Annotated in this window: 18 protein-coding genes; 4 read left to right on the top strand and 14 right to left on the bottom strand. The window is 73.5% G+C overall.

Features of this window, described 5'->3' with window-relative positions:
- Positions 1 to 87 precede the first annotated feature (87 nt).
- A complete protein-coding gene (locus RM540_RS04645; RefSeq protein ID WP_432280802.1) occupies positions 88 to 417 on the top strand; it encodes a four helix bundle protein in 330 nt (109 codons plus the stop codon).
- A gap of 51 nt (positions 418 to 468) precedes the next feature.
- Here RM540_RS04645 and RM540_RS04640 read toward each other — a convergent pair whose 3' ends face one another.
- Entirely contained in the window at positions 469 to 2,922 is a 2,454-nt protein-coding gene (locus RM540_RS04640; RefSeq protein ID WP_311662371.1) for a zinc-dependent metalloprotease, read from the bottom strand.
- Positions 2,923 to 2,993: 71 nt separating this feature from the next.
- Entirely contained in the window at positions 2,994 to 3,491 is a 498-nt protein-coding gene (locus tag RM540_RS04635) for a DUF1353 domain-containing protein (protein WP_311662370.1), read from the bottom strand.
- Positions 3,492 to 3,606: 115 nt separating this feature from the next.
- Between RM540_RS04635 and RM540_RS04630 the strand changes: the two genes are divergently transcribed.
- The gene (locus RM540_RS04630) at positions 3,607 to 5,055 is read left to right on the top strand and encodes a glycine--tRNA ligase (protein ID WP_311662369.1); all 1,449 of its coding nucleotides are present in this window, start codon (positions 3,607 to 3,609) and stop codon (positions 5,053 to 5,055) included.
- Between the two features lie 109 nt (positions 5,056 to 5,164).
- On the opposite strand, the gene RM540_RS04625 is transcribed toward RM540_RS04630, so the two are convergent.
- The 11 genes from RM540_RS04625 to RM540_RS04575 all read right to left on the bottom strand — a co-directional run bounded on the left by RM540_RS04625 (position 5,165) and on the right by RM540_RS04575 (position 21,721).
- Positions 5,165 to 5,557, bottom strand: a complete 393-nt coding sequence (locus RM540_RS04625; RefSeq protein WP_311662368.1) for a tellurite resistance TerB family protein — start codon at positions 5,555 to 5,557, stop codon at positions 5,165 to 5,167.
- 581 nt (positions 5,558 to 6,138) lie between these two features.
- Positions 6,139 to 7,023 (bottom strand): aldo/keto reductase, encoded by an 885-nt coding sequence (locus tag RM540_RS04620; RefSeq protein WP_311662366.1) that lies wholly within the window; start codon positions 7,021 to 7,023, stop codon positions 6,139 to 6,141.
- 172 nt (positions 7,024 to 7,195) lie between these two features.
- Positions 7,196 to 8,047 carry a helical backbone metal receptor gene (locus RM540_RS04615; protein WP_311662365.1) on the bottom strand — a complete coding sequence of 284 codons (852 nt, stop codon included), beginning with the start codon at positions 8,045 to 8,047 and terminating at the stop codon, positions 7,196 to 7,198.
- Between the two features lie 73 nt (positions 8,048 to 8,120).
- Positions 8,121 to 9,632 carry a UDP-N-acetylmuramate--L-alanine ligase gene (locus RM540_RS04610; RefSeq protein WP_311662364.1) on the bottom strand — a complete coding sequence of 504 codons (1,512 nt, stop codon included), beginning with the start codon at positions 9,630 to 9,632 and terminating at the stop codon, positions 8,121 to 8,123.
- Between the two features lie 237 nt (positions 9,633 to 9,869).
- Positions 9,870 to 11,096, bottom strand: coding sequence for a CNNM domain-containing protein (locus RM540_RS04605; RefSeq protein WP_311662363.1), 1,227 nt, complete (start codon positions 11,094 to 11,096; stop codon positions 9,870 to 9,872).
- A 131-nt stretch (positions 11,097 to 11,227) separates the two neighbouring features.
- Positions 11,228 to 12,136 (bottom strand): SpoIIAA family protein, encoded by a 909-nt coding sequence (locus tag RM540_RS04600; protein WP_311662362.1) that lies wholly within the window; start codon positions 12,134 to 12,136, stop codon positions 11,228 to 11,230.
- Positions 12,137 to 12,215: 79 nt separating this feature from the next.
- Complete coding sequence (locus RM540_RS04595) at positions 12,216 to 16,226, bottom strand: efflux RND transporter permease subunit (RefSeq protein ID WP_311662361.1); 4,011 nt, start codon at positions 16,224 to 16,226, stop codon at positions 12,216 to 12,218.
- A gap of 155 nt (positions 16,227 to 16,381) precedes the next feature.
- Complete coding sequence (locus tag RM540_RS04590) at positions 16,382 to 17,638, bottom strand: efflux RND transporter periplasmic adaptor subunit (protein ID WP_311662359.1); 1,257 nt, start codon at positions 17,636 to 17,638, stop codon at positions 16,382 to 16,384.
- Between the two features lie 94 nt (positions 17,639 to 17,732).
- Complete coding sequence (locus RM540_RS04585) at positions 17,733 to 19,493, bottom strand: TolC family protein (protein WP_311662358.1); 1,761 nt, start codon at positions 19,491 to 19,493, stop codon at positions 17,733 to 17,735.
- A gap of 2 nt (positions 19,494 to 19,495) precedes the next feature.
- Positions 19,496 to 20,179 (bottom strand): TetR/AcrR family transcriptional regulator, encoded by a 684-nt coding sequence (locus RM540_RS04580; RefSeq protein WP_311662357.1) that lies wholly within the window; start codon positions 20,177 to 20,179, stop codon positions 19,496 to 19,498.
- 426 nt (positions 20,180 to 20,605) lie between these two features.
- Positions 20,606 to 21,721 (bottom strand): mannose-1-phosphate guanylyltransferase, encoded by a 1,116-nt coding sequence (locus tag RM540_RS04575; protein WP_311662356.1) that lies wholly within the window; start codon positions 21,719 to 21,721, stop codon positions 20,606 to 20,608.
- Between the two features lie 324 nt (positions 21,722 to 22,045).
- Here RM540_RS04575 and RM540_RS04570 point away from each other — a divergent pair, with 324 nt between their 5' ends.
- A complete protein-coding gene (locus RM540_RS04570) occupies positions 22,046 to 22,687 on the top strand; it encodes a hypothetical protein (RefSeq protein ID WP_311662355.1) in 642 nt (213 codons plus the stop codon).
- A 160-nt stretch (positions 22,688 to 22,847) separates the two neighbouring features.
- Here the strand turns inward: RM540_RS04570 and aspS are convergent, their stop codons facing one another.
- Positions 22,848 to 24,737, bottom strand: a complete 1,890-nt coding sequence (gene aspS / locus RM540_RS04565; RefSeq protein ID WP_311662354.1) for an aspartate--tRNA ligase — start codon at positions 24,735 to 24,737, stop codon at positions 22,848 to 22,850.
- A gap of 285 nt (positions 24,738 to 25,022) precedes the next feature.
- Here aspS and meaB point away from each other — a divergent pair, with 285 nt between their 5' ends.
- A complete protein-coding gene (meaB, locus tag RM540_RS04560; protein ID WP_311662353.1) occupies positions 25,023 to 26,024 on the top strand; it encodes a methylmalonyl Co-A mutase-associated GTPase MeaB in 1,002 nt (333 codons plus the stop codon).
- The last annotated feature ends 105 nt before the right edge of the window (positions 26,025 to 26,129 follow it).

Below are 26,129 nucleotides of genomic sequence, written 5' to 3'. Positions count from 1 at the left end.
AGCAGGTAGAGCGAGAGAGCAGGTAGAGCAATGGCGATCAGAGAAGTCAGAGAGCTCCACGTCTATGGCGAGGCCTTCGCTTGTGCGATGGCGCTGTTCGAGCAGTCGAAGCGGTGGCCGAAGGAAGAGCAGTATGCGCTGACCGATCAGGTCCGGCGGTCGTCTCGGAGCGTCTGCGCAAACCTGTCCGAAGCGTGGGCAAAGCGCGGGTATCCCAGACATTTTGCGAGCAAACTCTCCGACGCCCATGCCGAGGCCGAAGAGACGCTGACGTGGGTCCGATTCGCGGAGCGTTGCGGCTACCTCGACGCAGACGTCGCCACCGCGCTCGCGGCCCAGTACCGGCAGATCAACGCCGGCTTGCTTCGGATGATCTCGACCCGCGACCGCTGGTGCGCCCCCGCCCACCGGCCGTAGGCTGCTCTACCTGCTCTACCTGCTCTACCTGCTCTACCTGCTCTACCTGCTCTACCTGCTCCCAATCGGCGCCCCCGGCGGCGCGTCCAGCCGCTCCACCCCGCCCTCCGGGTCGTACTCGCGGTCGAGGAAGCGGAAGATCCGGTCGGCCAGCCATCGGTCGAGCGCGCCGTCCGCCCCGCCCCCGTCGGCGGAGAGCTGGGCGCCGAGCGCGAGCGCGTGGTCGACCGCTGCGGCCTGGACCTCGGGGGCTGCGTCGTCGTCGGCCGCGAGGCCGAGCAGGCCGTCGACCCACGCGGAGAGGGTGGCCCGGCGGAGGGCCATCTCGTAGGGCGTCGCCGCCGGCGCCGTGCGGACGGCGGTCGTCGTCCGCTCCAGGACGTCGGCGAGGCCGGGGAGCGAGCCGTCGAGGGCGGGCTGGTACGCGAGCCGCGCCGCGCGGTCGGGGTCGAGCAGGAACCCGAACACCAGCGTCGCCGCCGTCTCGGCCGGGGCCACGGGGTCGAACGTGAGCCCGGTCCGCCGGTCGAACAGCTCGCGCGTGGCGCCGTAGCCCGGCGGGCGGGGCGGGATGAGTCGGGCCGCGTCGGGCAGCGCCAGAGCCGCCGGCGTGACGGCTTCCAAGAGCGCGCCGAGCGCCGCGGCCTGCACGTCACCCGGGACCGGCGCGGGCGGGGCGGATCCGTCGCCGCGCTCGGTGTACGCGTACGCCACCCCGCCCACGAGGTGAGACGCCGCCTCGACCTGGTAGCGGTGGCCGAGGTAGAGCGGGACGAGGACCTCTTCGAGCGTTGCCAGCGGGCGCCCCTCGCGGACGGCGGCCTCCCCAAAGCGGTCGAGCGCCGCGCGCCGCACGGCCATCTGCGAGCGGAGCGCCGCGACGGCGTCGGCCCCGTTGTCCCAGAGCGCGGCGACGGGCGAGGCGGCCCCGGCGGGGCGGGCGTCGGCGTCGGTGAGGAAGAGGAGCCCGCGTGCGCGGGTCTCGGCCAGGATCGCCGGCAGCGCGCTCTCGTCCGGCGTGTACCCGTAGCGGACGGCCTGCACGTCCCAGTCGCCCAGGCCGACGCCGTAGGCGTCCGACAGGTCCACCCCGCCCTCGGCGACGGCGGCGAGCGGGGCGGGGTAGTCCATGACCGAGGCGCGGCCCTGCGTCGAGGCGGCAAAGTTGTGGGCGAGCCCGATCGTGTGGCCGACCTCGTGGGCCGAGAGCTGGCGGAGCCGCGCGAGCGCGAGCGCGAGCATGGGGTCGCCCTCCGGGTCGAAGCCGGCCGCGTTCTCCCCGGTGTACGGTGCGAGCAGGCCCTCGGCGATGAGGTAGTCCTGGCGCACGCGGAGCGAGCCCAACGAGACGGCGCCCTTTAGGATCTCGCCCGTCCGCGGGTCCGTCACGCTGGCCCCGTAGCTCCACCCGCGCGTGGCCCGGTGGACCCACTGGATCGTGTTGTAGCGGACGTCGAGCGGGTCGACCGAGTCCGGCCGGACCTCGACGCGGTAGGCGTCGCGGAAGCCGGCGGCGCGGAACGCGTCGGTCCACCACCGCGCCCCGTCCAGGAGCGCCCCGCGCACGGGCTCGGGCGTCCCGGGGTCCAGGTAGTACACGATGGGCTCGACCGGGTCGCACAGGCCGCTCGCGTCGGGCGGGGCGGCGCACTGCAAACGGTGCCGCGTGATAAACCGCCGCTCGACCTCCTCGCCGATGGGGACCGCGTAGTCGGCGTAGCCGGTGGGAAAGTAGCCCGAGGCCGGGCGGAACGGCCGCGGCGTGTAGCCCGGCGGCGGCAGCGCCACGAACGAGTGCCGCACGCGGACCGTCACCGCCGTCGGGTCGGCGGCCACGTCGCGGACGTAGCGGCCCGGCGCGTCGCTGGCGAACGTGAGGCGGGCTTCGAGTTCGGTGTTCTGCGGGAACGCCTTGAGCTCGGCCGGGACGAGCGCGCTCCGCGCGCGGTCGAGCGCGAACGCGCCCTGGCCGGTCCCCTTCAGCCGCTGTGCCACGCCGTGCGCGTCGCGGACCACGAAGTCGGTCGCGTCGAGGAGCACCGCCCCGCCCTCGCCCTCGGCGCCCACGTCGAAGCCCCACACGACCGACGGCGCGAACGCGTCCTCGACGGCCAGCCGCTCGGCCGCGTTGTCGGTGTCGGCCCGGAACCGGAGGTTCGGCTGCACGAGGAGCACGCGCGGCCCGACCCGCTCGAACCGGACCACGCGCTCGCCGCCGAGCTGCCCCCGGTCGAGGCCGACGTCGTTCGACCCCAGCCCGGCCGCCAGCGAGACGACGTAGAGGAGGTCCGTGTCGAGCGCCGGCACTTCGAGCCACGCCTTCCCGGCCGCGGCGTCCCAGTAGACGGGCAGGAAGCCGTCGCGCCGTTCCATGCCGGCCGTCTTCGCGGCGATCGTCGGAAGCGCCGCCCCGCCCGGCGCGTCTGCGGTCGGGCGGGGCGGCGTGGTCGTGGCGCACCCGGCCGCGAGAACCGTGAGGAGGACGAGAGCGAGCAGGCGGAGCATGGCGGCGGGGCGAACCCAAAGGGCGGTCCCAGAGGGCGGGGCGGACGCGGGAGCCGGGCGTAAGGTAGGGCTTATGGCCGCGGCGCCGGGCGCGTCTGACGTCGCCCCCAAACCCCGCCCGCGAACGCGCGGACGGCCAGGAACGCCGCCCGCCGCCGCCACCGTGGCACGCCCTGCTCGCGCATGAGCCGCGCGAACAGCCGGTCGGCGTCGCGGCGCGTCCACCATTTGGGCACCGGCTCCCACCCCGCCCCCGGCGTCCGCCCCGCCCACCGGAGCGTCTCGGCGCGGCCCGCCCGCGCGTAGAGCCAGTCGTGGAAGATGGACGCGATGCCCAGATCGATGGGCGCGACGAGCGCCCACAGCGGCCGGGGCACGCTCGCAAAGTCGTGCTCGAACCCAGCCGGCACGACGAGCCGGTAAACGCCCTCCGCCCCGCCCTCGGGCGTGTGCCGCCACGTGTACGACGCGTCGTCGGCGAGTCGGAACCGGCGGAGGTCGGGGAGCAGCGTCTGGCGCGGCGCCGTGACGTCGCCGGGGACGCCGGGCAGCAGGGGCGGGGCGGACATCGGGGCGGGGCGGTTCTGGGGGCGGGGCGGTCCCAACCTAGCCCGCGCTTTTCGACCGCCGTTCGCCGCCCCGCCCCGCCCCGCCGCGATCTTGCGGGCTCCCCACACCTCCGACATGGCCGACCTCGACACGATCGTCTCCCTCGCCAAGCGCCGCGGCTTCCTCTACCCGTCGTCCGAGATCTACGGCGGGCTGGGCGCCGTGTACGACTACGGCCCGCTCGGCGTCGAGCTCAAGCGGAACGTCCGCGAGCGGTGGTGGAACGCGATGGTCCGCGAGCACGACAACGTCGTCGGGCTCGACGCCGCCATCCTCATGCACCCGACCGTCTGGAAGGCGTCCGGCCACGTCGACGCGTTCTCGGACCCCATGATCGACGACAAAGCCTCGAAGCGGCGCTACCGGGCCGACCAGCTCATCGAGGGCCACGTCGACAAGCTCCGCGCGAAGGGCAAGGACGACGAGGCCGACGCCGTCTACGGCCGCTTCGTGGCCGCCCTCAACGCCGACGACCCGGCCTCGGCCCTCGGCCAGGTCATCCAGGACGAGGAGATCAAGAGCCCCGACTCCGGCGCCTTCGACTGGACCGACGTCCGCCAGTTCAACCTCATGTTCGAGACGCGCGTGGGCGCCGTCGCCGGCGAGGACGACCGGATCTACCTCCGCCCCGAGACGGCCCAGGGCATCTTCGTCCACTTTAAGACGGTCGCCGAGACGGCCCGGCAGCAGGTCCCGTTCGGGATCGCCCAGATCGGGAAGGCCTTCCGCAACGAGATCGTCGCGCGCCAGTTCATCTTCCGCATGCGCGAGTTCGAGCAGATGGAGATGCAGTACTTCGTCAAGCCCGGCGAGCAGATGGAGGCCTACGAGGCGTGGTCCGAGCGGCGCATGGCGTGGCACCGCGCCAACGGCATCCGCCCCGAGAAGCTGCGGTGGCACGAGCACGAAAAGCTGGCCCACTACGCCGACGCCGCCCAAGACGTCCAGTACGAGTACCCGTTCGGGTGGAACGAGGTCGAGGGCGTCCACAGCCGGACCGACTACGACCTCAGCCGGCACCAGGAGTTCAGCGGCAAAAAGCTGGAGTACTTCGACCCGCAGACGCAGGAGCGCTACCTCCCCTACGTCGTCGAGACGTCGGTCGGCCTCGACCGGACAATCCTCATGGTGCTCTGCGACGCCTACGCCGAGGAGGAGGTCACGAACGGCGACAAGACCGAGACGCGGACGGTCCTCCGGTTCCACCCCGCCCTCGCCCCGTTCACGGCCGCCGTGTTCCCGCTCGTCAAGAAGGGCGGGATGCCCGAGGCGGCCCACAAGATCGAGGCCGACCTCCGCCGGCAGTTCAACGTGACCTACGACGAGAAGGGCGCCGTCGGCCGCCGCTACCGCCGCCAGGACGAGGTCGGGACGCCGTTCGCCATCACCGTCGACGGCGACACGCTAGAGGACGGGACCGTGACCGTCCGCGACCGGGACTCGATGGAGCAGGACCGGATCCCGGCCGAGAACGTCCGCCGCTACATCGAGGACAAGGTCGACGCCTGGACGCCGGCGGCGTGAGGGCGGGGCGGCCACCCCGCCCTCGGCCCCAGACAAAAAGAGAGCCGCGCCCGGAGATGGGCGCGGCTCTCTTCGTTTCGTCGTCGCCCCAGCGGGCGGGGCGGGGCGGTCAGGCCTCGGGCCTCGGGTGGGGCTCGCCGCCGCGGCGGAAAGCGGACCGGATCTGGCCGATGATCTCGGCCTCGCGGAGCGTGAGGTGGCCGTCAGCCCGGGCAATCCGGCCGAGGTCGGCGAGCAGCCGGTTCCGGTCCTCGAACGAGAGCGCCTCGCGGAGTTCGCCGACGATCCGGTCGACCTCGTAGCCCGACCGGGCCGCGACGTAAGCCGTGTCGACGATGGCCTCGATGGCCTCCTCGTCGCACCGCGGCTCCCACCGCCGCATCAGGTCGATGGCGAGCTGGCGCTCGTGGGGCTCGTGCTCGCCCGACGCCGTGTCCGCCACCGCGAGGTAGAGGTGGACCACCTGCGTCAGGCGTTCGGTCGATGTGTTGGGAAGGTTCATGTCTACCAGGGTGACGGCCTAACCTTCAGAAGAGGCAGTGTTTGGCCGCGTAGAGCAACTCGCAATCTATTGGGGGCGGGAACCCCGGAGCACCGGGGAGAACCCGAACCTGGGAAGGCGGCCGGCGCTCCGTGCGCCTGTGCCGAGACGCACGCCGTGCGCCGAACCAGGAAAAGCGGGCCGCCCAGGACGAGCCGTGCGCTCCGGCTCTCCGCACCGGCAGGGCGCACGTTCGGCCTCCGCCACCACGGGCGGGGCGGCGTCCGCGCGGGCCGCGTCGGAGCGCACCGCCCCGCCCTCACCGCACGCCGAGCGGACCGCCGCCGGCCGGGCCGGGGCGGTCGCGTCGTGGACAACGGAGGGGGTGGGGTGGCGGACGGTCATGCTCCAAGACAACACACCCGGACGGCGTCGTCAAGGCGCCACGCCGCGCCTCGCGGTGGAGCAGCAACCCTTGGGAGCAGGAAAGAGCGAACGCAGGCCGCCCCGCCCACTTTGAGGAACGTCTGAGCGCCGTCCCTAAGGAAATCCTCAGACGGAAACAGCCCCAGGCAGGGCAGAATCGGCGCTTCGGTGCGGACCTAGCTCGCGTCGCGAGTGGCCTGATCGAGGCGGTCAAACACGGCGTCGGGCAGGTCGAGCGCGGCCGCGGCCGTGTTCTCTTCGAGGTGCTCGACGCTCGACGTGCCCGGGATCGGGAGCATCACGGGCGACCGCTTGAGGAGCCACGCGAGCGCCACCTGCGACGGCGACGCGCTCACCTCGTTGGCCGCGTCGTCGAGCGTCCCGTCGTCGGCCAGCTTGCCGGCGTTGAGCGGGAACCACGGGATAAAGCCGATGCCCTCGCTCTCGCAAAAGTCGACCACGTCCTCGTGCTTCCGGTTGCCCAGGTTGTACTCGTTCTGGACCGTCACGATGGACAGGCCGAAGTCCTGCGCCGCCTTGATCTCGTCGACGTCGACCTCGCTGAGGCCGACGAGGCGGACCCAGCCCTCGTCCTGGAACTCCTTGAGCGCGGCAAACTGCTCGTCGCGGTCGACCTCGGGGTCGATCCGGTGGAGCTGGTAGAGCGGAATGGTGTCCAGCTTCAGCCGGCGGAGCGACATCTGGACGGCCTGGCGGAGATACGACGGCTTGCCCAGGACCGGCCACTCGTTCGGGCCGGTCCGCAGGAGGCCGCCCTTTGTCGCGATCACGACGTCGTCGTACGGCGCGAGCGCCTCGGCGATCAGGTCCTCGCTGACGAAGGGGCCGTAGCTGTCGGCCGTGTCGACAAAGTCGATCCCGAGCTCGACCGCCCGCTTCAGCACGCGGACGGACTCGTCGTGGTCCTTGGGCGGACCCCAGATGCCCTTGCCCGTGATCCGCATGGCGCCGTAGCCGAGGCGGTGGATGGTCAGGCCGTCGCCGAGGTCGAAGGTTCCGGCGTCGAGGGCGGGGCGGTCGGTGGGAGGGGAGAAGATCATAGAGAGAGGGGAATGAGTTCGTCAGGTCCGATCCCGCGGCGGCGCCGTAGTTCCACGCGTCCCTGACACGGCCTCGGCCTCACACGAAGTCCAACCACCCCGCCCGTGCGGACCGGCCCGAACCCGCCCCCGCCCCCAGGCCCTCGGCCTGCTGGGCGGCCGGTCGCTTGGGCTAGCGGTCCGCCCCGCTGGCCTCCGCCCCGCCCGCGCGGAGCGTGCGGAGAACGGCCGGCGTGTGCCGGAGGCGGCTCCCGTACCACGAGAACGCCTCGCCGTCGACGAGCACGACGCGGGCGGCCGGCGCGAGCGCCTGGACCTCGGCCACGTGCTTGGCCTGGAACGGGTACGGCTCGGACGAGAGCATGACCACGTCCGGCGCGAGTTGGTCGATGTCCTGATCTGAGAGCGTCGGGTAGCGGTCGCGGCTGGAGGTCGCGTTGGCCCAGCCGCCCCGCTCCAGCACATCCGAAATGATCGTGTCGCCGCCGACTGCCATCCACGGGTCGCGCCAGATGAGGTAGAGCGCGCGCTCGGTGCGGGGCGGACTCGATGCGGGCGGACTCGATGCGGGCGGGGCGGCCGCGAGGGCAGCGAACCCGCCCTCGACCTCGTCGGCAATCCGCCCCGCCCGCGCCGCGCGGCCGACGAGCGCGCCGACGTCGCGGATCATGGCGACCGCGCCGTCCACGTCGGCCACGTCCGTCACGTAGACCGGGCAGAACGCGGCGACGGCCTCGACCTGCTCACGGACGTTCTCCTCCTTGTTTGCGATCACGAGGTCGGGCCGGAGCCCACGCACGCGCTCGACGTTGACGTTCTTCGTCCCGCCTACGATCGTCTTGGCCGCCTTCCAGCCGTCCGGGTGGACGCAGAACCGCGTGAGCCCGACGACCTCGTCGTCCAGCTCGAGGTCGGCCAACAGCTCCGTCTGCGACGGGACGAGCGAGACGATGCGCCGGGGCGGGGCGGCCAGGCGCACCGGCCGGCCGAGGGCGTCCGTTCGAGGGATGGAGGGATCGGGCATGGAGGAATAGACAGAGACGGCGGCCGCCCCGCCCGGCGGGTTCCTCTCGTGGCGCGGGCGGGGCGGCTCCCCCTTATCCCTCGTCCGCCCCTCCGTTCCTCCCCGCCAGCGCGTCCGCCAGCTTGCCGACGAGGCCGTCGAACGAGCCGTTGGACATGACGAGCGCGAGGTCGCCGTCGCGCAGGTCCGCCAGGAGGTCGGGGAGGAGCGCGTCGGCGGAGGCGTAGGCCGCGGCCGGCGTGCCGCCCTCGCGGACCGACGCGGCGACGGCCTCGGCGTCGAGAAAGTGGGCCGGGTCGTCGTTGTGGCGGAGGGGCGGGGTGGAGAGGAACACGGCGTCGGCGGCGGCGAGCGCGCGGGCGTACGGGGACTCGAAGGCGGCCCGCCGCGACGAGTTCGACCGCGGCTCGAACACGGCCACGACGCGCCGCCCCGGCCACCGCTCGCGGACGCCGCGGACGGTCGCCTCGACGGCCGTCGGGTGGTGGGCAAAGTCGTCGACGACGAGCACGCGGCCATCGTAGGCCACCTCCTGGCGCCGCTTCATGCCGGCGAACGAGGCGAGCCCGTCGGCCACCTGCTGCGGCGTAGCCCCGGCGTCGAGGGCCACGGCCGCGACCGCGAGCGCGTTGAGCGCGTTGTACCGCCCGCCGAGCGGGAGGCGGACGCGCGCGACGGCCTCCCCGCCCACGACGAGCGTGAACCGCTGGGCGCCGTCCTCGGTCGCGAGGTCGCGGGCGGCCACGTCGAACGGCCCACCCGGCGCGCCTTCCTCGCCGTAGAGCCGCACGCGCGCCCACGACCACTCGGCGAGCGCGCGGACCTCGAGCTCCTCGCCGTTGAGGACGAGGAGGCCGTCGGGCGGCGGCAGCGAGACGAAGGCGTGGAACGCCCGCTGGTACTCGTCCCAGTCGGCGTAGATGTCGGCGTGGTCGAACTCCAGCGACGTGACGACGGCCCGGTACGGCCGGTAGAGGATCATCTTGGGCCGCTTGTCGAAGTAGGCCGCGTCGTACTCGTCGCCCTCGACACAGAACGCCGCTCCGCTCCCCAGCCCGCTCGTCCGCGCCTCGTCCACGAGCACGCCGCCGACGAGGAAGCCGGGGTCGAGCCCGGCCTCGCGGAGCACGTGGACGAGCATCCCCGTCGTCGTCGTCTTCCCGTGCGTGCCGGCGACGACGGCGGGGCGGCGCTCGGCCAGGAACAGGTGGGCGAGGGTCTCGGGCAGCGACGCCTGCACGAGCCCGCGCTCGCGCGCTGCCGCCGCCTCGGGGTGCGTCGGCACGGCCGCGTTGCCCACGACGACGAGGTCGGGCGGGCCGTCGGGGCCGTCGAGGTGGGCCGCGTCGTAGCCTTCGAGGACCTCGATGCCGGCCGCGGCGAGGCGCGTCGACATGGGCGGGTAGGCGGCCTCGTCCGACCCGCGCACGGCGTAGCCGGCCTCGGCGAGCAGCTCGGCGAGCGCGCCCATCCCCTTCCCGCAGATCCCGATGAGGTAGACCGAGCGGATGGCGGCCGGCGGCGGCAGGGCGGGGCGGGCAAAGACGCGGAGGTCGGCGTCGGAGAAGTCTTCGAGGCGGCGCATCGGGCGGGGCGGTCGGGCGGGGCGGTCGGCGTGGGCGCAATGTCTCCACAGGCCGCCCCGCCCGGGGACGCCGCACCGGGGCGGGGCGGATTCTTCGCCGGGTGCTGGGATCGGGGACGCGCCGCCCGACCCAGTGGGCGACCGCCGGTCGCCCTTACCGTCCCGCCCCGCCCCCGGGCGATCGCCGGTTGCCCCGACCACCCCGCCCGCGGCCAGGGCGGGGGCATCTGCTGCCCGCTACCTCCGAGGCTCGGCCGGCGAGACCGCCGGCGGCTCGCCGCCCGTGATCCCGTACTGAACCGCCGCCGCCTGCTCGACGGCCGCGTCCACGGCCGCCCCGTCGGCGGGGTCGTCGACCAGGCCGAGTCGCGTGGCCCGCTCGGCCCACTGCGCCCGGGCCGCCGCCTGCATATCGTCGTCGCGGTCGACCTCGTCGACGATTTCGAGGCCGAGGATGGTCTCGACCACGTCCTCGACCGAGACCACGCCGGCCGTCCCCCCGTACTCACCGACAACGAGCGCGAGGTGCTCGCGCCGCTCCAGGAGCCGGTCGAACAGCTTGGGCAGCGGGAGCGAGTCGGGGACCGACAGGAGGTCGCGGGCGACCGTCGAGGACGGCTCGTCGCCCCGTCCGTCGGCCACGGCCCGGAGCACGTCGTCGCGCAGGACGAAGCCGGTCACGGTGTCCTTGGTGCCGCGGTAGAGCGGGAGGCGCGAGAACGGGGTCCCGTCATTGGCGATCTCGCGGAGCGGCGCGCCCTCGGGGTAGGCCACGACGACGGTCCGCGGCGTCATGACGTCGCGGGTCTTGAGCTCGCTAAAGCGGAACAGGCTCTGGAGGATGCGGCTCTCGGACGCATCGAACACGCCCTCCTCGGTCCCGATCTGGGCCAGCGCCGCCAGCTCCTCGCGGCTTACCGAGTCCTCCTTCTTGCCGCGCGCAATGAGCTTCGTGAGGGCCTGCGAGAGCCAGATGAGCCCGGTCCACTTGAGCACGAACACGATGCCGACGAGGAGCCGGGACACGAGCGGGGCGAGGCCGCGCCAGTAGACGGCGCCGATGGTCTTGGGGATGATCTCGGAAAGGACCAGGATGCCCAGCGTGAGGACGGCCGAGAAGATGCCGACCGAGGCCGCCCCGAAGTAGCCGGCGGCCTCGGCGCCCGCGCCGGCCGCCCCGATCGTGTGGGCGATCGTGTTGAGCGTGAGGATGGCCGCGAGCGGGCGGTCCACGTCGGCCTTGAGCTCCTTGAGGCGATCGGCGGCCGCCGCGTTCGTGTCGCCGAGCGCGCCGACGTAGGCCGGCGTCACGCTCAGCAGCACGGCCTCCATGATCGAGCACAGGAACGAGACGCCGATCGCGAGCACGACGTAGACGACGAGCAGCGTCAGCGAGCCGGACCCTTCGACAGCGCCGGTCGGGCCGGGGACGAGGAGGAGCAGGGCGGGGTGGAGAGGCGGCATGCGGGCGGGGCGGTCCGAGCGGGCGGAGCGGGACGTACTCGGGTGGGCGCCGGCAGGGTCCGCCCCGCCCGGCGCCATCGGTGGAACGAGGGCGGGGCGGGTGTGGCAGAGAGAGCGTAAGGCGCCGCCCGCTACAGCAGCGGCGGCGGCGTGCCGGCCGGCGGCACGCTGCCCAGGTCGTCCGGGGGCGGGGCGGCCCCAGCGTCGTCCGCCCCGCCCGCGTCGTCGGCCTTGGGCAGATCGGCGACCGTCGCGGGCAGGGCGGGGAGGTCGCGCGTCGCGCCCGCGTCGTCGCGGCCCTCGTCGAGCCACGCCCGCGCCGCCGCCTCCTGGCCGGCCGCAAACGTCTTGACCTGGACCGGCAGGAGCGGGGCCATCAGCGAGACCGCCTGCCCGAGCCACCCCGCCCCGCCCACGACCGCGTAGCGGCGCGTGACGCGGAGCGCGCGGAGCTGGAGCTGGGCGAGGTCGGTGCCCAGCGCGTCGAGCCCGGGGACCGGCGCCGCCTCGACGACCGCGAGCACGTCCACCGCGCCGGCCGCCGTCGCGGCGTCGAGCCGCTCGCCGAACGCGGCCACGTCCTCGGCCCGGAGCACGCCGCGCACGGCGTACGCCACGAGCGTCGGCCGGTTGGCCGGCAGCCACGCGAGCCCCGGCTGCGAGCGGGGCGGCTCCCCGGACACCCACGCCTCGGCCGCCGCGCGGTCGGCCGGCGAGAAGGCGCGAACCTCGACGCCTGGCAGCACGGCGTTCTCGGCGCCGACGACGGCGCGGAGCCAGCCCTGCCCCGTCACGACGGCCGCCCGGTGGAACCGGGGCAGGTTCTGGACCTGCCCGATCCCGTAGCCGATGTCGCGGACGAGCGCCGCCGGGTCCACGAACCCGACGCCGTCGACGACGAGCAGGAACGAGATCCGGTCGTGATCGGCGAGCGCGCCGTCGAGCGCCGCCTTCGCGCGGTCGACGTCGGCGGTCGTCACGCGGCCGCCCACGCGGAGGGCGACGACGTGGGGGGCGGGCGGGAACAGGCGTTCGATCATGACGGGGCGGGGTGGCAGGCGGTGGGTGACGGGTAAAAGGCACTCGCCCCGAAAGGTTTTGCCCCTCGCCCGTCACGCGTCACCCTTCACGCACAACGGCCGGGAGCGGGCGGCCCTCGGCGGCGCCGTCGCCGTCGAGCACGAGCGCGCCGTCGTCCACCCCGCCCGCGTCCGCCCCGCCCGTCGCCTCGTCGGTGGCTGACGAGAGGCGGACGGCCAGGCTGTCGAACGCCGAGTACATGACGGGCACGATGACGAGCGTGAGGAACGTCGCGAACGTGAGCCCCGAGATGATCGCCGTCCCCATCGGCCCCCAGAACTGCGTGTTTTCCGACCCGATCGAGAACGACGGGTCGAGGTTCACGATGAGCCCGACAAAGTCGATGTTGATCCCGAAGGTCAGCGGGATGAGGCCGATGACGGTCGTGAACGCCGTCAGGAGCACGGGCCGGAGCCGCGTGGCCCCGCCGTCGATAATCGCCTCCTGCTTGTCCTCGCCGCGCGCCCGCAGCTGCTCGATGTAGTCCACGAGCACGATCGCGTTGTTGACCACGATGCCGGCGAGGGAGATCACGCCGATGAACGTGAACAGCCCGAACGGCGTCCGCGTGAGGATGAGCCCCAGGAGCACGCCGATGAGCGAGAGCCCCACGGCGACCATGATGATGAACGGGTTCTTGACCGAGTTGAACTGGGCGATCAGGATGATCGAGATGAGCGAGAGCCCGATGAGGAGCGCCGTCGTGAGGAAGCCGAAGCTCTCCTGCTGGTCCTCGCTCTCGCCCGTGTAGGCGACCGTGTAGCCCGACGGCACGGCGGCCACGTCGTCGGCGAGGTAGGCCTGGACCTCCTGGAGCACGGCCTGCGCGTTCGCGCCCGGCGCGGCGTCGCCCTGGACCGTCACCACGCGCTCCTGGCCCAGCCGCGTCACGCTGCCCAGCCCGCTCGCCGGCACGATCTGGGCGACGGACACGAGCGGGACCTGCCGGCCCTCGGCCAGGACCGTCAGGCTCTCGAGCTGGCGGAGGTTCTCGCGGTCCGCCTCGCGGAGCCGGACCGTCACGTCGTACTCGTCCTTGCCGTCGCGGTACTGGCTCGCTTCGATCCCGTTGATGGCCCCGCGCACGGCGAACGCCACCTGCTGCGTCGAGAGCCCGAACGCCGCCGCCCGCTCGCGGTCGATCTCGACCCGGTACTCGGGCCGCCCCGACCCCAGGTTGTCGCGGATGTCGACGAGGCCCGTAATCGCCCCGCTCTCGACGCCCTCTTCGAGCTTCGCCTTGAGGCCGTCGGCGATGTCCTGGATCTCGTCGAACGCCTCGCCCGACACCTCGATGTTGACGGCGGCCCCGGTCGGCGGGCCGTTCTGGTTCTGCTCCACCTGGAGGTCGACGCCCGGGAGCCCGGCCAGCCGGTCGCGGATGCGGCGGAGCGTGATGCTGGACGGCTCGGCGCGGTCGGCGTAGTCGACCAGGTTGAGCGTCACGCGCGAGCGCTCGGCCGAGGCCGCCCCGCCCCCGAACGCGGCGTCGCCGCCGACCCCGACGCTCGTCGAGATGTTCTCGGTGTTGGCCGCCGAGGCCGGGTCCTCCTCGACGAGCGCCTGGACGCGCCCGAAGACCTCGCCGGCCACCTCGTTCGAGCGCTCGATCGTGGTCCCGGTCGGCGCCTCGGCCGTGATCTGGATGAGGTTGGGGTCGGTCGTCGGGAAAAACTCGACGCCCGTCGGCGCCACGAAGAACAGCGCGATCACGCCGACGAGCAGCCCCATGGTCGCCGTCAGCAGCCGCGCCCGGTTGTCGGTGAGGATCAGGTACGGCTGGTCGTCGGCCGTCGTCCGCCCCGCCCCGTTCTGCCCCGCCCCGCCCCGCTCGTCGCCGCCCCGCCCGTTGTGCGCGACGTCCCCGTTCCGCGTCGCGTCGCGGCGGCCGCCCGGCCCGAACACGACGCCGAGCGCGCCGGCGCCGGCGACGAGGGCGGGGAGGAGGAACATCCCCACGATCACCTCGACGCCCTCAAGCGTCGACACGTCGATCCGCCCCGAGAGCACGAGGAGCACCACGAGGACTCCCACGACGGCCCCGAACACGAGCCCCACGCGGACGCTCGTGCGCCCGCCCAGAAACGCCGTCTCCAGGCTGTGGACCACGAACCCGAGCAGGCCGGCCACCAGCGCCACCCCGCCCGGCACGATCAAAATCCACCCCGCGGGCGGGGCGGCAGCGTTGACGGCCGCCCCGGCGACGAGGAGCAGGAAGCCGACCGTGAAGGCGCCCAGCGCGAACGTGTTGCGGAGCATGGCCCGCGGGACGTTGTAGTCGCGCTGGAGCATCCAGGCGAGGAACGCCCGGTAGCGGGCCGTCATGGCCGGCACCGTCCGCCGCGCAAAGCGGTGGTGGGCCGGTTCCAGCGCGTACTTGTAGAGGGCGTAGAGGACCGGCACGGCGACGACCAGGAACACGAGCGTCTTCCAGTTCGCGACGCCGACCACGAGCGCCGTGAACGCGACGAGGCCCAGCCCCACCTTCCGCGCCGTCGGGCTGGGCGGGGTGGTCCGCCGCGCCGACGCCTCGGCGTCGGTCTCCATGAAGTAGCCCGTGATGACCGGGTTGATGACGAGCGCCACGAACAGGCTCGACAGCAGCGTCACGATGAGCGTGAGCGGCATGTAGCTCATGAACTTGCCGATGATGCCCGGCCACAGGAGCATCGGCGCGAACGCCGCGACGGTCGTCGCCGTCGACGCGGCCACGGCCAGGCCCACCTCGTTCGTCGCCTCGCGCGCCGCCTCCCACCGCCCGTAGCCCTCCTCGCGGTAGCGGTAGATGTTCTCGATGATGACGACGGCGTTGTCGACCAGCATCCCCAGCGCGATGATGAGGCTGAAGAGGATGATGAAGTTGAGCGTCTCGCCCATGACGCTGAACACGAGGAAGCTCAGGAACATGGACAGCGGGATCGCCACGCCCACGAGCGCCGCGTTCCGCACGCCGAGGAAGAACAGGAGCACCGCGATCACGAAGATGATGCCCGCGATGATGTTGTTTTCCAAATCCTTGACGAGCGACTCGACCTCCTCGGACTGGTCGCCGGTGAGCACGTAGCTCGTGCCCGACGGGAGCGCGTAATCCTCGATGGCGCGCTCGACGCCGTCGACGACCTCGATGATGTTCTCGCCCGCCTGCTTTTTGACGTTGAGCCGGATGACCTGCAGGTCCTCGGCGCCCTCGACCGGGACCGGCTCGCCGTCGGCGTTCTCGCGCTGGAGCACTTCGAGCCGCGCGTAGCTCTCGCGGTCCTTGTACCCGAACCGGACGTCGGCCAGGTCGCGGACGTAGACCGGCACCCCGCCCGGGGCGGCGACCACGAGGTCGAGGATCTCGGACGGGTCGTCGAACTCGCCGTCGACGCGGACGAGGTAGTTTTCGGGGCCGACGTCGATGGAGCCGCCGGGGATGTTCGTGTTCTCGGTCTGGACGGCCGTGACGAGGTCGTTGATCGACAGGTTGTAGCCCTGGAGCGCCGTGAGGTCGGCGTCGACCTGGACCTCGCGCTCCAACCCGCCCAAGAGGTCCACTTCGAGCACGCCGGGGACGCCCTCGATCTCGTCCTGGAGGTCCTCGGCCGTCTCGCGGAGGTCGGAGAGGGAGCCGGCGGTGAGGAGGTTGACGGTGAGGACCGGGAACTCGCTCACGTCGATCTCGGACACGATCGGCTCCTCGACATCGGCGGGGAACTCGGTCTTGGCCAGGTCGACGGCCTCGCGGACCTCGCGGCTGGCCTCGTTGATGTCCTTGTCCGGCAGGAACTCAGCGATGACGGTCGAGACGCCCTCGGTGCTCGTCGACCGTAGCTCGTCGAGACCCGAAATCGAGTTCACCTCGCGCTCCACCTCCTGCGTGATGATGGCCTCGATGTCGTCGGGGCTCGCGCCGGGGTAGATCGTGGTCACCACGATCGTCGCAAACTCGATCTGCGGCTGGCTCTCCTTCGGGAGCGCCACGTAGGCGACGAGCCCGGCCAGCGTGAGCGCCACCGTCAGCACGACGACGGCGACCCGGTTGTTGATGGCGAGGTCGGGGATGCTCATGGCGGGGCGGGGGACGGGCGAGGAGCGCTGGGCGGGGCGGGCGTGCGCTAGGCGGGGCGGTGCGCGTTGGGCGGGGCGGGCGCCGTTGCATGCAACGGCGCTACGGGCGGCTGGGGCGGGGCGGTAGGAGGTCGGTGCTCATCACCCCTCGCCCGTCACTCGGTCCGCGCCACGCGTTCGTCGATGCGGACGAGGTCGCCCTCGGCGAGGTCGGCCTGGCCGGACACGATGATCCGGTCGCCGGCCTCGACGCCGGACGTGAGCACGACCTCGTCGCCCGACGACGGGCCGAGCTCGACGACGCGCCGCGCGGCGACGGTGCCCGTGCCCTGGGCCGGGACGGCGACGAACACGCTCGTGCCCCGCTCGTCGCGGACGACGGCCTGCTGCGGGACCGAGATGGCGCCGTCGAGCACGTCGCGCGTGACGTCGAGGCGGACGACCATCGACGGCTTGAGCGCGCGGTCGGCGTTCTCGACGGCGACCTCGATGGGGAACGTCCGCGAGGCGTCGTCAATGGCGAGGCCGACGAACGAGACGCGGCCCCCGCGCGGCTCGACCGTGTAGGCGTTGGGCGCCACGCGGACCTGCGTGCCGACCTCGATCTCGCCGGCGTACCGCTCGGGCACGCCGGCCGTCACCTTGACGCCGCCGCCGCCGACCAGGCGCACGACCGGCTGGCCCGGGCTCGCGAGCTCGCCGGGCTCCATCAGCCGGGCCTCGACGACGCCGGCGAACGGGGCCACGATGCGCGTGTTGGCGAGCTGCGACTGCGCGCTCTGCACGCCCGCGTTCGCGGCCGAGACCTGGGCGCGCGAGGCGCGGAGCTGCCCCTCCGCCTGGGCGATCCCGGCGTCGGCCTGGGCGACCTGGGCGCGGGCCGACGCCAGCTGCTGCTCGACCTGGCGGAACTCGAGGGCCGAGAGGATGGAGTCGCGGTAGAGCGGGAGCTGGCGGGTGTACTGCTCCTGCGCCAGGTCGAGCTGGGCCTGGGCCGCCTGGCGCTGGGCGCGGGCGGCCTCGACGCCGGCCTGGGCCTGGGCGATGCCGGCCTCGGCCGTGCCGGCCTGGGCGCGCGCCTGGCTCACGCCGGCCTGCTGCGACGCCGCGCGGACCCGGGCGACGGTCTGCCCCGCCCGCACCGACGTGCCGACGGCGGCCACGTAGGTCAGCGTGCCGGGCACGTCGGGCGAGAGCCTCGCGTCGTTGTCGGCCTGGACGGTGCCCGTCAGCTGGATGGCGTCCTCGAACAGGCCGGGCTGGGCCACGAGCACGTCGACGGGGACCGCGCGGTCGGCGGGGGCCTCGGCCGTCTCGGCGGGCTCCTCCCCGCCGCAGGCGGCGAGCACGAGGCCGGCGGCGAGCACGAGGCCGGCGGCGAGCACGGCGGGTCGGAGAGGGAGGAAACGCATGGGGAGGAGGAGTGGGGGCGCCCCGTGGACGCCCGTGCAGACGGGGGAGTCGGCCGCCCCGCCCCGCCCGAGCGGTACGGGCGGGGCGGCGGTCTCAGCGAGAGGCCGTGGGCGGGGCGGGACGCAAACCGTCGGGACGGACCGTCTCGTCGAGCGGGGCGGGGAGGATGGTGCCCGTCGCCCGCTCGTAGTCGCTCCGGGCGACGAGCGCGTCGTAGACGGCCTGGAGGTAGTTGAGCCGGGCGAGGTCCAGGTTCTGCGTCGCCACGCGGACATCGACCTGGCTGGCGACGCCTTCTTCGAGGCGGGCCGAGGCGAAGGCGAACGCCGTCTGGGCCGTCTCGACCGTCTGCGACTGCGAGCCCAGCCGCGACTGCGCGCTCTGGAGCTGGCGGATGGCGGTCGCCACTTCGAGTTGGGCCGCGTTCCGCACCTGCTCAAGCTGAACCTGGGCCTGGTCGATGACGATCTGATCCTGCTGCGCCCGGTACCGCGTCTGGAACCCGTCGAACAGCGTCCAGCCCAGGCGGACGCCGACGGCCAGCGACGGCTGCCAGTAGTCGCCCGAGAAAAACCCGGACGACGACTCGGTAAACGTGAACGGGTCGCGCGGGTCGGGCGCGAACACGGCCGTCCGGTCGTCGGGGACGTTGCCCGAGTAGCTGGCGGTCGCGAACGCGCTGAGCCGTGGGTAGGCCGCCGCGCGCGTGATGTCCCGCTGGACCTCGTTCAGCCGCACGGCCAGCGCCGCCTGGCGGACGTCGGGGCGGAGGTCGAGGGCGGTCGCGGCGGCGGCCGCGAGCCCGACGGTTTGGAACAGGGCGGGGCGGGGCGGGGCGAGGTCGCTCTCGAGCACGACCGGCGCCGTCACCGGGAGCCCCAGCGCGAGCAGGAGCTGGTCGCGGGACGTCGACGCCTGAGCGTCGGCCTGGGCGAGTTGGGTCTCGGCGTTGGCGAGGTCGACCTCGGCGTTGAGACGCTCCAGCACGGGCCGCACGCCCTGGGCCACGAGGAGCGACGCGTCCTCGAACGTCTCGCGCGAGCGCTCGACCGACGCCCGCTGGACGGCCGCCTGCCGCCCCGCCAGGAGCGCGCCGTAGTAGGCCACGCGCGCCTCGTGGATGGTCTCGTCGCGGCGCTGCTCGACGGCCGCCTCGTTGATCTCGACGAGGCCGCGCGCGCCGCGGACGGCCGCGAATGCCGACCCGTTGTAGATCGGCTGGCTGAGCGAGAGCGTGTTGAGGAACTGGTTGTCGGTCCCGAACGGGTTGCCCGACTCGGCGGCCGGGTCGAACCCGATGGCCTGCTGGCCTTCGAGCACGCGCCGGTTGTACTCCGTGAGCGTGAGCGTCTCGGTCGCCGGGTCGCCGTCGGTCCGCGCGACCTCGTTGTACTGGAGCCACCCGATGGCCCCGAGCCCACCGAACAGGCCGCCGGCCGCCGAGCCCGCGAACGGGTTGGCCTGGACCACGTTGCGCGTGTACGAGCTGGCCACGTCGACGAGCGGGAACAGGCCGCCGTACGCCTCGCGGACCTGCGCGCGCGCGTTCGCCACGTCGAGCTCGGCCAGACGGATGGCGTAGGCCCGCTGGAGGGCGATCTGGATGGCGTCGTCGAGCGACAGCGAGACCACCGCCCCGCCCGCGTCCAGCGCGGGCAGAGCCGTGGCGCGGTCGGGGGACCGGGCCGGGTCGGTCACCGCCCCGCCCACGGCGGCCGGCGCGGCGGGGGCCGGGCGGGGCGGGGCGGCCGGCGGGTCGGCCGTCTGGGCCGGGGCCGGGGCGGCGAGCGCGAACCAGACGGTCAGCGCGGCGGCGAGGGCCGCGGGGCCGCCGGGGCGGAGCGGGGCGGGCATGGCTAGGGGGCGAGGAGGCCGTCGAAGAGGACGGTCGTGAGGAACTCGGCGGCCTCGCTAGAGGAACCGAACGGGGCCGGCTCGAACGTGCCCGACGGGTCGCACTCGGCGTCGACTTCGGCCATGAGGTAGCCGCGGACGTTGCCCATGAGCACGTGGGCGACGGTCCGGGCGGGGAGGGGGCGGAGCGCGCCGGCCGCGACGGCGACCTCGATCGGCCGGGCGACGGCCTCGATGACGCTCAGGAAGTGCTGGCTGAACGCCGCCTCGTGCTCGACGTCGAGCCGCGTCCGGTAGCCCTCCTTCATGAACATGAGGAGCGCCTCGCGGCTCTCGCTGAACTGGCGGAGGAGCGCCCCGATAAACCCGCGGAAAGCGGCCCGCGCGGCGGGCGGCGTCGAAAGGTCGGCGTCGTCGGGGAACGAGCGCGCGACGACCTCGTGGAGCCAGCCGACGACGCGCTCCTCGAACAGCGTCAGGAACAGCTCGTCCTTGCCGCCGGGGAAGTAGTTGTAGATCGTCCCCTTCCCGAACTCGGCCCGCTCGGCGATCTCGTCGACCGACGCGCCGGCGTAGCCGTTCTCGGCGAACACGGCGAGGGCGGCGTCGAGCATCGCCGCCCGCCGCAGGAGCCGCTCGCGTTCGCGGCGGCCGAGCGTGGGGGCGGGCGGGGTGGAGGTCGGCACTGGAAACGACGGGTTCAACAGGTGACTTCCTGGTCACTTTAGAAACGAGCGGGTCAGTACGTGGCCTCCTCTGCCCGGTTTCTCTAGCCGAGTCAAGACCAAGAGAAGGGGGCGCGGTGACAGGTCCCCTTCATCAGGTGCGGCTTATGTGCGTCCGCCCCGCCCTCTTCTACCAGCTCTGGAGGTTCGTGCCTTACCCGCCCCGCCCCGCCCCGTCGTTGCGTCTCCAGCGCGGGGCGGGGCGGAGGCCCGCTCCTGAGCCAGGAGGAGCGGGCGCGCACGCGGGAGCGGCCTCCGCCCTCGCGGACCGCCCCGCCCCCTTTCTGCCGGCGCCTCTCTCCGCAGCCGCGTCTCCGCCGTGGGGCGGGGCGGGCAGATCCGCGCGGCGGGCCACCCCGCCCGCGGCCGCCCGCGGCCACGTCCGGCTTAGGTGTAGTCGTCCATGCCGTGGACGCCCAGGAAGTCGACGACGTCCTTCACCTTCTGGGCCTGCTCGCGGTGGCACACGAGGACGGCGTCGCCCGTGTCGACCACGACGGCGTCCTCCATGCCGACGAGGACGAGGAGCCGGTCCTCGGTGCTCCGCGCGAAGCTCCGCGCCGTGTCCTTGAGGATCACGTTGCCCTCGGCCCGGTTGCCGGCCTCGTCCTGGTCCGAGAGCTCGTGGACCGCCCGCCAGTCGCCGACGTCGCTCCACCCGAACGAGCCTGGGACGACGAGCACGCTGTCGGCCTGCTCCATGACCCCGTAGTCGATCGAGATCTTCGGGCTCCGCTCGTAGGCGTCGGCGATGGCCTCGGCCTCGCGCGGGGTCCCGAACGCGTCCTCGAGCGGGGCGAACAGGGCGTAGACCTTGGGGAGGTAGCGCTCGAAGGCGGCCAGAATGGCGTCGGCACGCCAGATGAACATGCCCGAGTTCCAGAGGAAGTCGCCGGCGTCGAGAAAGCGCTCGGCCGTCTGGAGGTCGGGCTTCTCGGCGAACGTGAGCACGCGGTGGGCGCGCGGCGCGTCGTCCGTGCCGTCGTCGGCGATGCCGTCCGTGTCGCCGTCGGCGTCGAACTGGATGTAGCCGTAGCCGGTCTCGGGGTGGGTCGGGCGGATCCCGATCGTCACGAGCGGGCCGGGGCCGTCGCCCTGCGGCTGGGCGGCCTCGGCGGCGGCCTGGAGCACCTCGTGGAACCGCTCGACGTTCGTGATGAGGTGGTCGGCCGGGAGCACGACCATCGTCGCGTCGGGGTCGAGCGCGTGGAGCCGCGCGGCGGCCAGCGCCACGCACGGCGCCGTGTTCCGGGCGACCGGCTCGCCGAGCACGTTCTCGCGGGGGACGGCCGGGAGGTGCGCGTGCGTCTGCTCGATGTAGTCGGCGTTGGTCACTACGAGCACGTTCTCGGGCTCGACGAGCGGCTGGAGCCGAGCGAACGTGTTCTGGATCATCGACGCCTCGCCGAACACGTCGAGAAACTGCTTGGGGGTGGCGCGGCGGCTGCGCGGCCAGAACCGGCTGCCGATGCCGCCGGCCATGATGACGGCGTGGAGGGACATAAAAAACCAGAGGGCGGGGTGGGGGAGGGGCAAGGGCCGCCCCGCCCGCGCCTTGCGGGCCGGGGTGGACCCGGAGAGCGGCGGCGGCCGGTCGGACCGCCCCGCCCGGCGTGCCCACCGTGTCGTGGGCGCCGCCGGACGGGTCCGCGCCTCCTGAGACGGGCGGGGCGGGGCGGGGTTCGGAGTGGGCGCCTGTCGGGTCGCCTTGCGCCGTGGGCTCCCGCCCCGCCCGCCGCGTGACTGAGCGGGGCGGCGCTGTTTTGGTGGGGGGTGACCTGCGCGGTCAGCCCTTTGCGTACAGGAGGGTAGACCTCCCTCCTCGCCATGCCCCGCCTCCCGCTCCTCGCCGCCCTCGCCCTCCTGGCCGCCCCGCTCGCCGGGTGCGGCGGCTCCGACGACTACGGCGGCGACGTCGAGGATACGGGCGAGACCGGCCTGTTCGGGCGCGCTCAAGAAATGGCCGCCGCCGTCGAGCAGATGGAGGAGACGGCCAACCAGGCGCCCGCCGAGCCCGTCGACTTCCGCCGCCTCCGCGACCTCCTGCCCGAGACCCTCGTGGGGTTGGAGCGGACGAACGTCGAGGGCGCCAAGCAGGGCTCGATGGGCTTCTCGATCTCCGAGGCCTCGGCCGACTACGGCGCCGGCGACTCGACCGTCAGCGTCAAGGTCACCGACATGGGCGCCGTCCCGGCGATGGGCATGATGGGCGCCGCGTGGACGATGACCGACGTCGACCGCGAGACGGCGACGGGCTACGAGAAAACGGTTCGCCTGGGCGAGAGCAAGGGGTACCGCACGTACGACACCGGCTCGCGGCGCGGCGAGTTCAGCCTCGTCGTCGCCGACCGCTTCCTCGTCAACGTGACCGGGCGGGGCGTGGACGACGCCGACCTGGAGGCGGCGCTGCGGGCCGTCGACCTGAGCGCGCTCGCGGCCATGCGCGACGACGGCCGGCAGGAGGCGTAGGGGAGGGATCGAGGGATGCGGGACGGAGGGATGGGCAGAGCGGCCGCCCCGCCCCCGCGCTCGCACCGAGGGCGGGGCGGCTCGGGCGACCGTCCGAGGGCGGGGTGGTCCGGCACCGCCCCGCCCCATCTCTCGATCCCTCCATCCCGTATCCCTCCCCTTACGTCGGGTCCGCCGAGAGCGGCTGCGTCGTGTCCACGTCGGGCGGGGCGGCGGTCGTCTCGATGTGGAGCTCGGCGAGCTGCTCGGGGTCGACGGCGGCCGGCGCCGACGACATGAGCTCGGTCGCCTGCTGCGTCTTGGGGAACGCGATCACGTCGCGGAGCGACGTCGCCCCGGTGAGGAGCATGACGAGCCGGTCCAGGCCCAGCGCGATGCCGCCGTGGGGCGGGGCGCCGTAGCGGAGGGCGTCCAGCAAAAACCCGAACCGCCGCTCGGCCTCCTCGTCCGAGATCCCCAGCAGGTCGAACATCCGGCGCTGCACGTCGGCGCGGTGGATGCGGATGGAGCCGCCGCCGACCTCGGACCCGTTGAGGACGAGGTCGTAGGCGCGGGCTCGCACCTCGCCCGGGGCGCTGTCGAGCTTGCCCATGTCCTCGGGCGCCGGGCTCGTGAACGGGTGGTGCATGGCGTAGTAGCGGCCGTCGTCCTCGCTGTACTCGAGGAGCGGGAAGTCGGTCACCCAGAGGAACCGCCACGGGCCATCGGCGCCCTCGGGGACGAGCCCGGTCTCGCGCGCCATGTGCAGGCGGAGGCTGCCCATCTGCTCGAACACCGTCGGCTGCGGCCCCGCCAGAACGAGTACGAGGTCGCCCGCCTCGGCGCCGACCGCGTCGATCACGGCCTGCATCCGGTCGCGGCCGAACACCTCGTCCTTGACGGACTGCGAAAACTCGGACCCGTCGCTCGGGAGCTTGGCGTAGAACAGGCCGCCGGCGCCGATCTGCTTGCGGACGACGTCCTTGTCCAGCTTGTCCATCGGCTTGCGCCCGCGGTCGCCCTCGCCCTCGACGCGGATCGCGACGACCGCCCCGCCCGCGTCCAGGATCGAGTCGAACACCGTGAAGCCCGAGCCCTCCACCGCCCCGCTCACGTCGGCGATCTCCATGCCGAAGCGGAGGTCGGGCTTGTCGGACCCGTAGCGGCGGAGCGCCTCGGCGTAGGTCACGTGGGGGAACGGCGTCTCGATCTCGATGCCGCGCGTGTCGCGCCAGACGTCCGCGATGAGCCCCTCGACGAGCGCGTAGACGCCCTCCTCGGTCGCGAACGTCATCTCGACGTCGATCTGCGTGAACTCGGGCTGGCGGTCGGCGCGGAGGTCCTCGTCGCGGAAGCACTTCGTGATCTGGACGTAGCGGTCCATGCCGGCCACCATCAGGATCTGCTTGTACGTCTGCGGCGACTGCGGGAGCGCGTAGAACTGGCCCGGGTGGACGCGGCTGGGCACGAGGTAGTCGCGTGCGCCCTCGGGCGTCGACTTCATGAGGACCGGCGTCTCGACCTCGACAAAGTCGCGGTCCGCGAAGTAGCGGCGGACGCTCTGGTACAGCTTCGAGCGCAGGAGCAGGTTCTTCTGGAGCGCCGGCTTGCGGAGGTCGAGGTAGCGGTACGTCAGGCGGAGCTCGTCGCCGGCCTGCGTCGACTTCGGATCGCCCGCCGACACCACGAACGGGGGCGTGTCGGAGACCGCGAGCACGTCCAGGTCCGACACGTAGACCTCGACGTCGCCCGTCGCCATGTCGGGGTTTTTCCGCTCGCGCACGCGGACCTCGCCGCGCACCGAGATCACGTCCTCGCCGCGGAGCTTCTCGGCGAGATCGGCGAGGTCGGCGTCGATCTCGGGGCTGAACACGAGCTGCGTGAGCCCGTAGCGGTCGCGGAGGTCGATAAACTGGAGCCCGCCGAAGTTGCGCCGCGTGTCGACCCAGCCCTTGAGGACGACGGTCTGGCCGGCGTCGCTCTCGCGGAGCTCGCCGCTCGTGTGCGTGCGGTCGCCGTGGTCCGAGGCGTCGGTGGGCGTGAGGGCGCGGGCGTGCGGGGCGTCGGGCATGGGGCCGGGGGCGGGGAGGGCCGGCCAAGCTAGGCGGCGCGACCCGCGGGGCGGGGTGGAGAGTGGGCGGAATGCGGGAGCGTAGGCTGCGGGCGGGGTGGCGGGCGCAGAAAGGGTCCAGGCCGCCCCGCCCAGCAGGTAGAGCAGGTAGGGCGGGGTGGCGGCCGAGGCGTCGTCCAGCGCTCCCGCCCCGCCCGGTGGCGCGGCGAGGGCGGGGTGGGCACTGTGCCGTCGTGCCCGCGCGATCTTCCACTCGCCCCGACACCCTCGACCGCCCCGCCCTGCGTGCCCGACGCCCCCGACCGCCCCGCCCTCGCCGACGACGTGCTCGCCGGCCGCCGCCGCGCCGTCGCCCGCGCGATCACGGCCGTTGAAACCGCCGCAGGCGACGGCGCAGCGGGCGACCTGGGCGGGGCGGACGCGCTCGTCGACGCGCTCTACCCGCACACCGGCCGCGCGTGGCGCGTCGGCGTGACCGGCCCGCCCGGCGCCGGCAAGTCGACGCTCGTGGACCGGCTCGTCGGCGCGTTCCGGGCGCGGGGGCAGACGGTCGGCGTCGTCGCCGTCGACCCGTCGAGCCCGTTCACGGGCGGGGCGCTCCTGGGCGACCGCGTGCGCATGGACCGCTGGGCCGAGGACGACGGCGTGTTCGTCCGCTCGCTGGCCGCGCGCGGCGCGCTGGGCGGGCTGAGCGAGGCGGCCGAGGCGGCCTGCGACGTGCTCGACGCGGCCGGCTACGACGTGGTCCTGGTCGAGACGGTCGGCGTGGGGCAGGGCGAGATCGACGTGGCCGAGACGACCGACACCACGCTCGTGGTCCTGGTGCCGGAGTCCGGGGACGCGGTCCAGGCGATGAAGGCCGGGCTCATGGAGGTCGCCGACGTGTTCTGCGTCAACAAGGCCGACAAGCCCGAGGCCGGGCGGCTCGTCCGCGCGCTCCGCCAGGCACTCCACCTGAGGGCCGCCGCCGCCCCGCCCGTCGTCACGGCGTCGGCTTTGAACGACGAGGGCGTGGGCGGGGTGGTCGAGGCGCTCGACGCGCACCGCGCCGGTCTCGACGCCGAGGCGACGCGCGAGGCCCGGCTGCGGCGCCGCGTCCGGCGGCTCGTCGAGGCGCAGTGGCGCCGCCAGTTCTGGGCCGGCGGGCGCGGCGCGGCCCTCGCCGACGCGGTCGCCGCGCTCGACCCGGCCGAGCGGGCGCCGCACCGGCTGGCCGCCCGCCTTCTGGCCGCCCCGCCCGCCCCGTCCGTGGAGCCAGGGCGGGGCGGGGTGGAGCGCGAGGCGTAGCCCCGGCGGCCCCGTCTGACACGAACTGGGGGATTCCGCGGCGGAGTCGCTCGGGACGAGCGCGCGAGGCTCTTCTGAAACGCTCGCGCTATCGCGGATCACACG

The sequence above is a fragment of the Rubrivirga litoralis genome (assembly GCF_031846415.1).
Lineage (GTDB): Bacteria > Bacteroidota > Rhodothermia > Rhodothermales > Rubricoccaceae > Rubrivirga > Rubrivirga litoralis.
The sequence above is the reverse complement of the archived record's forward strand: the minus strand, read 5'-3'. Positions and strand labels throughout refer to the sequence as shown.